General features: G+C 34.3%; 8 protein-coding genes and 1 pseudogene. 7 read left to right on the top strand and 2 right to left on the bottom strand.

The window, feature by feature from the left end; translation table 11 throughout:
- Nucleotides 1–115: 115 nt before the first annotated feature.
- From GW534_RS08155 to GW534_RS08135, 5 genes are all read left to right on the top strand, one after another.
- Complete coding sequence (locus GW534_RS08155; RefSeq protein WP_161920552.1) at nt 116–814, top strand: response regulator transcription factor; 699 nt, start codon at nt 116–118, stop codon at nt 812–814.
- Nucleotides 801–2234, top strand: a complete 1434-nt coding sequence (locus tag GW534_RS08150) for a sensor histidine kinase (protein ID WP_161920551.1) — start codon at nt 801–803, stop codon at nt 2232–2234. The genes GW534_RS08155 and GW534_RS08150 overlap by 14 nt, the downstream gene beginning before the upstream one ends.
- Before the next feature lie 72 nt (nt 2235–2306).
- Nucleotides 2307–4580, top strand: coding sequence for an ATP-binding cassette domain-containing protein (locus GW534_RS08145; RefSeq protein ID WP_161920550.1), 2274 nt, complete (start codon nt 2307–2309; stop codon nt 4578–4580).
- A 132-nt stretch (nt 4581–4712) separates the two neighbouring features.
- Nucleotides 4713–5255, top strand: a complete 543-nt coding sequence (yfcE, locus tag GW534_RS08140) for a phosphodiesterase (RefSeq protein ID WP_161920549.1) — start codon at nt 4713–4715, stop codon at nt 5253–5255.
- A gap of 419 nt (nt 5256–5674) precedes the next feature.
- Nucleotides 5675–7048: an alanine/glycine:cation symporter family protein gene (locus GW534_RS08135; protein WP_161920548.1), complete on the top strand. Its 1374-nt coding sequence runs from the start codon at nt 5675–5677 to the stop codon at nt 7046–7048.
- Between the two features lie 182 nt (nt 7049–7230).
- On the opposite strand, the gene GW534_RS08130 is transcribed toward GW534_RS08135, so the two are convergent.
- Both GW534_RS08130 and GW534_RS08125 read right to left on the bottom strand, forming a co-directional pair.
- On the bottom strand, nt 7231–7875 hold the full coding sequence (locus GW534_RS08130) for a TetR/AcrR family transcriptional regulator (RefSeq protein WP_161920547.1): 645 nt from the start codon (nt 7873–7875) through the stop codon (nt 7231–7233).
- Nucleotides 7876–7903: 28 nt separating this feature from the next.
- Nucleotides 7904–8257, bottom strand: a pseudogene (locus GW534_RS08125) (ATP-binding cassette domain-containing protein); the annotation flags it as partial.
- Between the two features lie 272 nt (nt 8258–8529).
- Between GW534_RS08125 and GW534_RS08120 the strand changes: the two are divergent.
- Nucleotides 8530–10554: a DUF4179 domain-containing protein gene (locus GW534_RS08120; RefSeq protein ID WP_161920545.1), complete on the top strand. Its 2025-nt coding sequence runs from the start codon at nt 8530–8532 to the stop codon at nt 10552–10554.
- Nucleotides 10555–10703: 149 nt separating this feature from the next.
- The gene (locus GW534_RS08115) at nt 10704–11105 is read left to right on the top strand and encodes a formate/nitrite transporter family protein (RefSeq protein WP_210253471.1); all 402 of its coding nucleotides are present in this window, start codon (nt 10704–10706) and stop codon (nt 11103–11105) included.
- Nucleotides 11106–11138: the final 33 nt, after the last annotated feature.

Genomic DNA, 11138 nt, shown 5'->3' with positions numbered 1-11138 from the left:
GTTTACGGAATATTCCAACTATATTTATGCAATGCTAGTGATTTTAATTATTGAGTGAAATATGAAGTTTATAGAATATAAAAACTCCATAGTTTTAAAGGAGGGAGAAGTAAATATGGATAATAAGGAAATATTAGTCGTTGATGATAATGAAGATATTTGTCTTACGATAAAACAATATCTAGAACTTTACGATTTCAAAGTTGATATTGTACATAACGGAACGGAGGCATTACAGGTCATCAATCGTCCTTTCGATTTAATAATACTAGATATTATGATGGAAGGGATGGACGGTATGGAATTATGTGGCTTGATTCGTGATAGAGTAGATTGTCCAATTCTATTTGTGAGTGCTAAAACATTGGAGGAAGATAAGATTGAAGCATTATCAATAGGTGGTGACGACTACATAACAAAACCTTTTAGTTTGAAGGAATTAAAGGCCAGAATAGAGTCTCATATTCGAAGAGAAGAGCGAATTCGCTCAAATGATCGACATCTGCTTAGTTCGAAAAATATCACAATAGATATTTTAGCGAACGAAGTTTTTTGTAAAGGCGTAAGAATCCAACTCACAAAGAAAGAATATGAAATTATTAAATTACTAATGTTGAATAAAAATGTTGTATTCTCAAAGGAAAGAATTTTTGAACGTGTCTGGGGATATGATTCAGATAGTCAGTTAGAGACAGTTACAGAATGTGTTAAAAACATTCGTAAGAAAATTAAGGCACTCGATCAAGAAACTACCTACATAAAAACATTATATGGTTTAGGTTACAAGTGGGATGTCACATATGAAAAAAGATAAAACAATAAAAAGGGATTTTTATTTATTAGTTGTTAAAGTTTTCTTTGCAACGGTCTTATCTTCCTTTATTGCTTACTTATGTTTATTCTTCTTTTTATTTATTTTTACAGATAATGGGTTGATAAAATCAACTGACTATTTTGTGAAATATTTAGACATGATTGAAGAAAATATCAAAGAAAACTCAAATGACATCTTAAGTGGGCGATTAATTGATTTGGACTTTTATAGTGAAAAGATACAAGGGGAAGTATTGGATTTAAACGGTAATCATCTATATGGTGATCAAGGAACTTTAGAGCAGAGTATCAATATAGGGGACGTTATAAATCACGAACAAGTAATGGGAAGCTATATCTATCGGTTTATACCGATTAAAGATGATAACAAAATAGAAGCCGTATACGTATTAAAAGCACCATTCAGCTTTATTAATAATAATGCGGATACCCCTGGTGTTGGATTCGTTTATATTGTACTACTAATCTCCCCTTTAATCTTTTTTGTTTTATATTTAATACTATTTACTTCTAGACTTTACAAATCGTTGTTTAATAATATTAACGTATTGCTTTATGCGGCAGATAAAATCTCAAATGGTGATTTCGATTTTAAGGTTCATGGACTTAAAAGACTAGAATTTATAAGAATACAGGATTCTTTTAATGCGATGATCTGTGCTCTTAAAGAAATGATAAATAGTTTATCAAAGAGTGAGGATGAACGAAAAATAATGGTGTCTTCAATTGCTCATGATATAAGAACTCCTATAACTGTAATTCAAGGACAAATGGATTTAATTAATGATCTCAAGAAAAATCGTAATATAGACATTACACCTCATCTAGATATTATCCGAAGAAATTGCAATCGTATGAGCATGCTTACTGAAAATTTATCTTTGCTGTATAAGGTGGAAAAACCAGACTTTTTAATGAATATTAGAAAAGTTGATTTAAAGAAAATGCTTAACGAGAAAAAGCAAGAAATAAGAACGATGGTCTATTATAAGAACGTAAAAATTATTTTTGATGTCAATTTAAGTCAATCTTATTATTATATTGACGAAGCAATGATATTAAGAGTAATAGACAATCTTTTATATAATAGTCTAAGATTTACAAAAGATGGGAAAATAGAATTAAAGGTTAGAGAGGAAATGACTGGAGAAAAATGTCAACTCCATTTTAAATTAATGGATACGGGCAGTGGATTTAGGGAAAAAGATCCCTCTGCTTTATTTCAGGCATTTTATCAAAATGAGCAAAATAAAAATCATTTCGGCTTAGGTTTATATATTGCAAAAAAGATTGTGGGAAATTTTGATGGTAAGATTTGGGCGTATAATAATGAAATGGGTGGTGCAACTGTTGAATTTTATTTGACATTGCCCTTGAGATTAAACTATTCACGGAAATAGGATTTTGCAGATTTTAAGCACTTAATACACTTTGCTAATAAAATTAGCCAGAAAAATATAGTAGGTGATATAGTGTCGGAAACAAAGGATGAAATGATTTTACGGGGCTTGAAAGAGAATAATTTAAAAAACATTGATTTAAATATCCCAAAAGGAAAAATCATCGTTTTTACAGGGGTGTCAGGGTCGGGGAAAAGTTCGGTTGTTTTTGACACGATTGCTCAAGAAAGCCGAAGACAAATGACGTTAAATTACCCGCACTATGTTCGTTATCAAATGCCTCGTTATGAAAGACCTCAGGCTGATCTTATGCAAAATTTGAGTCCAGTTGTAGTTGTTGAACAAAGGCAAGTGATGGGGAATTCCCGATCAACAGTCGGAACGTATATGGATATCAATCCACTTATTCGAGTATTGTTTTCCCGAATTGGTAAACCTTCAATTGGTACGGCGAACGATTTTTCGAGTCAAAGTACGTTTGGACGATGTCCGGAGTGTACCGGTTATGGAGAAGTGATTACACCAGACGTTAATAAATTAGTAGATTTTGAAAAATCCCTTCGTGAATATGCCGTTAGATTCAAACCGTTATCTCCGTCTGGTTGGCAAGGACGTTGGATGATAACCGGTGGATTATTTGATCCAGATATACCGATTAAAGATTATTCCGAAGAGAAACTCCAACTGTTTTTATATGGCCCAAAAGATGGTGAAACGGTTTATATGCCTTTCCATACAAAAAACGGACCACAACCCCATGTATGGGATGGACTGCTGCCAAGATTTCGCCGTCTTTATATTAACCGTGATATTACAAAATTACGAGGAGTAACAGAAGAAGATGTATTTGCGGTAACAACTCGTACATTATGTCCAACATGTCAAGGTTCAGGATTAAACCCGAAAGTATTAGAATGTAAAATCAATGGACTAAATATCGCTGAATACTATCAGTTAGAGTTAATAGACTTGCTAGAGGAACTGAAAAAGATAGACGATCCAATGGGGAAATCCGTTGCAGGTCAAGTCATCCCTCAAGTTCAACAACTGATTGATTTAGGTTTAGGGTATTTAAGTCTTTCAAGAACAATGGAAACGTTATCCGGTGGTGAGGCACAACGGGTAAAAATCGCTCGCCATTTAGGAAGTAGCTTAAACAATATGACGTACATATTCGATGAACCGAGTGCAGGGCTCCATCCTGAAGAAGTTGATATGTTAATTGAAATGATGAAGCGGATAAAAGCTCAACATAATACGGTAATTGTCATTGAACACGATCTTTCGGTTATAAAAGAAGCAGATGAAATTGTTGAAATGGGTCCAGGGGCTGGAACAGGTGGCGGAGAAATCGTCTATCAAGGAAGTTTAGCAGGATTAAAACATTCAAAAGCGGCAACGAGTTTAAGTCATCAAATACAAATTAACGAAAAACCTAGAAAAATTAATCGTTATTTTACTGTAAAAAATGCCAAACATAATAATTTAAAAAATATCACTGTCGATATTCCAAAAAATGTGTTAGTTGCCGTTTGTGGAGTATCGGGTTCTGGAAAAAGTTCATTAATGTTAGGTGCGTTTAAAGAGCAGTATCCTGAAGTAATTGTTGTTGAGCAAGGTAGTATTGGTATTTCTAGTCGGTCTACACTTGCTACCTATATGGGCATCATGGACGATATTCGTGCGATTTTTGCAAAAGAGACGGGTCAGCCAGCAGGATTATTTAGTTTTAACTCTATTGGTGCATGTCCAGTTTGTGAAGGGAAGGGAATTCTTCAACCGGATGTGGCCTTTGCTGACCCGATTACTGTTACTTGTGAAGCTTGTGACGGGATGAGATACTCAGAGAAAGCACTCAGTTTTCGATATCAAGGAAAAAATATCGTTGAGATTTTAGACTTGACGATTGATGAGGCCTTAGATTATTTCCAAATCCCGAAAATTATTAAACGAGTAAACATGTTAAAGGAAGTCGGGTTAGGCTACCTCACATTAGGACAAACAACGAGTTCTTTAAGTGGTGGGGAATTGCAGCGGTTAAAACTTGCGAGCCATTTACAAAAAGAAGGTCAAATTTATATTCTCGACGAGCCTTCCCTTGGGTTACATACGAAGGATAATGACAAACTGCTTGATGTCTTTCAAAAATTAGTGGAGCGGGGAAATTCGGTTATTATTATTGAACATAATCTTGACTTTATTGCTGCCAGCGACTGGGTCATCGAACTAGGTCCAGGTGGAGGTAAGCAAGGCGGGGAAGTGATTTTTGAAGGAAAACCCGAAGAATTGCTACAGGTAAAAACACCAACATCAAAATGGCTTAGCCATGACCTTGTTTCAAAATAATTTGTATTATAATGAAACAGAGGAATGAAACAGGGGGAAACAGAGGGACGGGTTCCTTGTACCAAATCAACAGGTGAAACAGGGGGAATGAAACGAGGGACCCGTCCCCGTGTACCAAAAGGAGTGTTGAAAATGAAGTTAGGTTTTATAAGTGATACCCATGGAGGGTATGAAGATACGGTAGAAGCGTTAGATTTATTAAAAGATGCAAAGCAAATTTGTCATATCGGTGATGTTCTTTACCACGGTCCACGGAATGATTTACCAAAGTCCTATAATCCGAAAAAATTAGCTGAATTACTAAGTCAGCGAAACGATATCGTTTATGTACGAGGTAATTGTGATGCGGATGTGGATGAAATGGTAATAGAAAGGGATCTATCGACAAAATCAAGAGTTGTTGAATTTGATGGCTATAAATTTTACTTAGTTCATGGATATGAAGAAACGGAAGAAGAGCGGATTCAACAGGCGAAAGAACTTGGATGCCATGTAGTCGTTTCAGGTCATACTCATATAAAAGTATTAGAAGAAAAAGATGGTGTGATTGTACTTAATCCTGGAAGTACAACAATTCCAAAGGACGGTTCGCGTTCTTGTGCTTATTATAATAAAGATGAAATTATCTTATGGGATTTGGATCGAGAAACAGTGATTGAGAAAATTAAAATTTAAGGTCTAATATCCAAAACGTAGAAAAATAAACGGATGAAATCTACTAATACAACAGTATGGTTTTCACAAGGATGACTTTAAGTGTTAACAGGAAATTGGTGGGCGGATTTGTGGCATTTATCCATACTTAGGCCTACCATTTTTTATTATTGTTGAGTGAATTATTTATAACTTTAATACATATGTTTGGATATAGAGGGACTAAATCAGAGAAATAGGATGATAGAAATTCGAAAAAAGTAATTACAAAAAATTTAGAATTTCCATTAAAAACATCTTGACACTATCCAACTTTTTGTATTTATTATAATTACGGGACAAAGTTTGAGGGGGGTGTCCTAGTACATTTTAAACAGCAAGGAGGGATATATGTATAATTTACTGAAAATTCAAAATTCAAGACACAGGAGGGGAGAGATATGGAACAATTAGAAAAACTGTTAGGTTCTATTAGTGATTTTGTTTGGGGTGTACCATTAATTGTTCTATTAGTAGGTACTGGTATTTATTTAACTTTTCGTTTAGGGTTTTTACAACTTCGCTTATTCGGTTATGCGATGAAACTAACCTTTTCAACTAAACAAGATAAGAAGTCAGAAGGGGATATTTCTCACTTCCAAGCATTAACGACAGCTTCTGCAGCTACGATTGGTACTGGTAATATTGTTGGGGTGGCAACTGCCATTGTTCTTGGTGGTCCAGGTGCTGTCTTTTGGATGTTTTTAGCTGGCTTGTTTGGGATGGCAACGAAGTATGGTGAAGCAATCTTAGCTGTTAAATATCGGGTAAAAGACCCGCAAGGAAACATGGCGGGTGGTCCTATGTATTACTTAGAGCATGGACTAAAACAAAAGTGGTTAGCTGTTTTATTCGCCTTATTTGGAGCGATGGCAGCTTTCGGAATTGGTAATGGAACACAGGCAAAGGCTGTTAGCGATTTAATGAATAGTACTTTCTCAATTCCAGCATGGGTAACAGGTATTGCTCTTGTTCTTTTTGCAGGTCTTGTTATTTTAGGTGGAATTAAATGGATTGGTCGGGTAACAGCTTATTTTGTACCTATTATGGCGTTGTTTTATATTTTAGCTGGAATTTATGTAATGATCACTAACATTACAATAGTACCTGATGCAATTGCTACTATTTTTACGCATGCATTTTCTGGTGAAGCTGCTCTTGGTGGAACTGTTGGTGCCGTTATCCGTTACGGGGTAGCGCGCGGTTTATTCTCTAATGAAGCGGGGATGGGATCTGCCCCAATCGCTGCTGCTGCTGCCAAAACGGATATACCTGGAAGGCAGGCATTAGTATCAATGACCCAGGTATTCTTCGATACATTAATAATCTGTTCAATTACGGGAATTACAATTGTGATGTCTGGTTTGTGGGAGGATAAAAGTATTGCAGCAGGCGTTTTAACATCAGAAGCCTTTGGTGTTTTAGTTGGTGATATAGGTCCATACTTAATTACCTTTGGGCTACTATTTTTCGCTTCTTCCACAATTCTTGGTTGGGGTTACTACGGAGAAAAATGCTTCCAATACTTATTTAAGAACCCAAAAGCGGTGTGGGGCTACCGTACTGTATTCGTACTATTTATCTTTGTTGGTGCAACAACATCCTTAGATTTAATCTGGTCATTGGCAGATATTTTAAACGGTTTAATGGCTATTCCGAACTTAATTGCTCTTATTGGATTATCTGGAATTATTGTAATGGAAACAAAACGGATACAAGAAAAGATCAAAGAAGAAAAAGCAGCTGCTTCAGATTCAAAAGGCGCCCAACTTTGATGCAGGAAGAATCCTCTTTTGTGCCATGGGATAAAAGGAACACGTCCCCAGTATCAATTAGACGCCTTTGTAAATCTATTTAAACATTATAAGATTTTCTTTCGAAGTTTTTCATAATGTTAACTACTTAATAAACATTGCGGTACACAGGGTGTTAATTAAATAACATCAATGTACCGCTTTTATTTTCCGATTCCATGCATGATAAGGTGGACGATTTCTTCGATTTCATTATCGTTTACGGAATCGACGTTGAGTATAGCAAATCGTGTGATAAGAAAACCGGCGATTGTTGTTGCAATCATATTAGTAATTTGAATTACTGGTTTATCAATGATTTCTCCTCGCTTTTGGGCAATTTCGATTACCTCTTTTAACCTAGGAGCAGCTTTTTCTAAAAAATATGGAATAAGTTCCTTTTTTAATTCTTCTTTATAAATAAATTCCTTAAAGAATACGAGGAATATTTCTTTATTTTTTGAGAGGAACTCAATACGGTTTTTCAATAAATTTCTGATGAATTGTTTAAAAGAGATTTTTTCATCCATTAATTCAGTAAAAAGTTCATCTACTAATGATGAGGTATTATCTTTTAAAAAGGGTACCATTATTGCCAGCAAAAGATTTTCTTTTGTTCCGTAATGCTTGAAAATTGTCCCTTCTGCAACACCTGCAAGTTTGGCAATTTCTGCTGTAGATGTATTTGAATATCCTTTTTCTGCAAAAGTTGTAATCGCCACTTCTAAAATCTTCTTTTGTTTTGGAGTTTGTTTTTCCGATTTTTTAGTAATTTCAGCAATACGATCCAATAAATTAAAACTACTCATTAACCTTCACCTTCTTGAGTAAAGTTTACGATACTTTTTTATTAAGGTCATCTGTTAAATTAACTAAATCTGCGGCATAGGCAATTCGGTCTTTCTGTTCTTGCTTTTTTAATTTAAAAAGCGAGGAAAAAAACATTAAATTTTCTTTTCCTGTTAAATCTTTGTAAAGGGCATCAGACTGAGCCATATAACCGATTTTTTGCAGGATTTGTAGGTTTGGCATTTTTTGATTTAGTAGGTAGATGGCTCTTTCGTCCGGGACATCCATTCTGACAATCATTTTGATTAACGTTGTTTTTCCAGCACCTGATGGACCAATAAATCCATAAATATGTCCTTCTTTAATTGCAAAGTTAATATTCTGTAAAGCTTTTGCTAACAATTTTGAATTGAGATAACGTGATCCACTAGTTTCTCCTCCTTTTCTATAAAAGTGAGTACTTACTCATCTTGGGTTTATTGTACAAAACATTTTTAGGGAACTCAACAAAAGTGAGTAATCACTCATTTAATGATTAACTTAAAGATAGGGCTGATTAATAAAAGGAATAATGACTAATTAAGTCGAAGTTTATAATGTTAAACAATAAGTTTCATAATTTGTAATTTGATTGATAGATAAAAATGAAGGGAAAATTCTAGGAGGCCATATAAATGCAACAAGTAAATGAAACAAGTTTAAATATAACTACTAGTGAAAATAGCCTTGACACCATTACAAATTGGGTCGAGCAACATCAGCATTTCTTATATTCCTTTGGACTAAGTTATCTAGGGAATCAACAATTAACTGAAGAACTCTTTTACAAAGCAATCTTAAAAATGTATAAAGGGTTTCCTCGTTATAAACATAATATGAATTTTAAGTCTTGGGTAATCGCAAATTTTTTACAAACATGTAGGGAACTAGAAAAAACGAATACTGAGGTTGAAGAACATGCATTTTTAAAAGCGATTCAACAGTTAAATCAAACGGAAAAAGAGGCTGCTATCCTTACATACATAAATGATTTTACTCATGAAGAAGTTGCACAAATTTTACAACTCTTAAAGGAGAATGTGAAGGAGCATTTGCATTCAGCTATTCAATCTTTACGTAAAGCCTTCGGATATGGTTCTAATTTTAATGGATGTAAAGAGTATCAAAAGGATTATATTGATTATTTAGGCCACTCCATGGAGCGATCAAATAAGATTGAGTTTGAAACTCATTTTTATCATTGTGAAAGCTGTCAGGAAGATCTAGGTACATTTCAAGATGTAACGATTCAGCTTTCGGAATGGCGAAATGTATTCAAGATGCCAGAAGGATTTTTAAAAAAGATAAAAGAAAGAATAGCTGAACATGAAAAGGAAAAACATAAAAAATTGAAAAAGCGTAGTATCTTTATTTTTTCATTAACTGGAGTCCTTGTTTTATTTATAAGTTACGGTATTTTATCAGGAATGTTTTCAAAGCTCTATTACACATGGACAGAAGATAATGAAGAAGTTCTTGCATACATAAAAAATGATTTAGGTGAATTCTTGAATTTAGAGGCAGAAAGTAACGGGGTAAAAATTACCATTAAAACAGCTGTGGCTGATGAGTTTCAAACAGTAATTCTATATGAAATTGAAGATACGGAAGCAAATAATCCATATATGATGGTATATGAAGATGGAGCCTATGTAGAAAATCAATATGACATTTTGAATATGTCAATTTTTCCTACTTATTATCCTCCTTTCCTTGATGAAGAAGAAAAAGGTGATAGGCAGAATGTTTATCAAGGAAAACTGAGTTTGCCACCACTTAAAGAAGATAGTGGAACAATTAAGTTAAGTATAAGTAGTTTACAAAAAGTGATAGATTACAATGAGGCAATGACACATGGTGACTTCGAAATGGAATATAAAGAAGGTGAATGGAATTTTGAAATACCAGTAACGATGAAATCATCTAAAGAATATGCATTAGATAAGGAAGTAGAGATTGAAGGGATACCATTTCGGTTTGAACAACTAATTGTGGCACCGACTACGACTATGTTGCGATACAGTGTATATAGAGATGAACAAAGTGAGGAAAATTTAAATGTGAAATTTAACCAATTACGATTAAATGATGAAAAGCTTAATCAGAACCTGTATTCGAGTCTCTCTGTCGATTTTCAACTAGATATGAATTGGACAGCGTTTCAGACTTCCTTCGAGCCGTTTTTTAATGAGGGTATTCATGATGTTGTAATTCAATTTAAAAATATTGATATTGTTGATTATGAAACGATGATGCTTGAACTGGATTTTTCAAAGGAGTTTCCTTATACCTTTGAATATGGAGATTCTACCTTTACCGTTGATAAAAAAGAAGAAGGCCAATGGACGAATATTATAATTACAAATGAAGATTATAAAGATGGAAATTTAGATGATATATTTATCGGACCATATGACGCTGAAGGGTATGTGGATAATTTTGATATGCATTTTGACACGGTTCTCGTTGATAAAGAAGGTAATGAAGTAGCACTTGAAGAAATTGATTATTATTCGGACGAAATGGAAAACTATCGTTACGTGACTAGAAGTTATGAACTACGGTTCGAAAATATTGATCCTGAAAAAAATTTAAAAATTCGACTCGATGGTTTTAGAAAAACAATTTATTCCGATGAAATTGTGGAGATTCCACTATAGTGGTCCAGGGGCACGATACAGGGGGATACAGGGGGACGGGTTCCTTGTACCACCATAGTAATAAAACATATATTAATAGAATCACTTCCTGCTTTACTTGTCCTAGAAGGGGAGTCTTGGAAAACAGGTTCGTTATTATAGAGACTAAAGTGGTACACTGGACCTGTCCCCATGTACCACCCATGTACCACCCATGTACCAATCCCCACGGAATTAATTATTTTTGCAACTTTGCATTTAAAATCGGTGATGGATTTTCGCAATCTGGATTCCTAGTACCGTTATTATTTGCTGGTCTAGCCTTCTCTTTTGCTCTTCTTACAATTATTTTTGGCGGTGTTGACTTATTTACTAGTAATACAATGTACTTAACGATGGGAGTTCTGGAGAAAAAATCAAGGGTTAAAGACTTAATTAAAGTTTGGATAGCTACATATATAGGAAATTTAATTGGAGTGTTATTCTTTACCTTTTTATTTGTTAATACAGGTTTATTTGATAACATCCAACCGGATCATTATCTGTTAACATCTGCAGAAAGTAAAAAATAGAAATTTAGTTTCAAAACGAAGTCTTAGCGAATC

Source organism: Pallidibacillus pasinlerensis (genome assembly GCF_009996845.1).
Lineage (GTDB): Bacteria > Bacillota > Bacilli > Bacillales > Caldibacillaceae > Pallidibacillus > Pallidibacillus pasinlerensis.
The sequence above is the reverse complement of the archived record's forward strand: the minus strand, read 5'-3'. Positions and strand labels throughout refer to the sequence as shown.

Excerpts from the sequence above, each read along its gene's own strand:
- GW534_RS08155 (WP_161920552.1), top strand. The coding sequence starts at position 116 with ATGGATAATAAGGAAATATTAGTCGTTGATGATAATGAAGATATTTGT.
- GW534_RS08150 (WP_161920551.1), top strand. The coding sequence starts at position 801 with ATGAAAAAAGATAAAACAATAAAAAGGGATTTTTATTTATTAGTTGTT.
- GW534_RS08130 (WP_161920547.1), bottom strand. The coding sequence starts at position 7,875 with ATGAGTAGTTTTAATTTATTGGATCGTATTGCTGAAATTACTAAAAAA.
- yfcE (WP_161920549.1), top strand. The coding sequence starts at position 4,713 with ATGAAGTTAGGTTTTATAAGTGATACCCATGGAGGGTATGAAGATACG.
- GW534_RS08120 (WP_161920545.1), top strand. The coding sequence starts at position 8,530 with ATGCAACAAGTAAATGAAACAAGTTTAAATATAACTACTAGTGAAAAT.
- GW534_RS08135 (WP_161920548.1), top strand. The coding sequence starts at position 5,675 with ATGGAACAATTAGAAAAACTGTTAGGTTCTATTAGTGATTTTGTTTGG.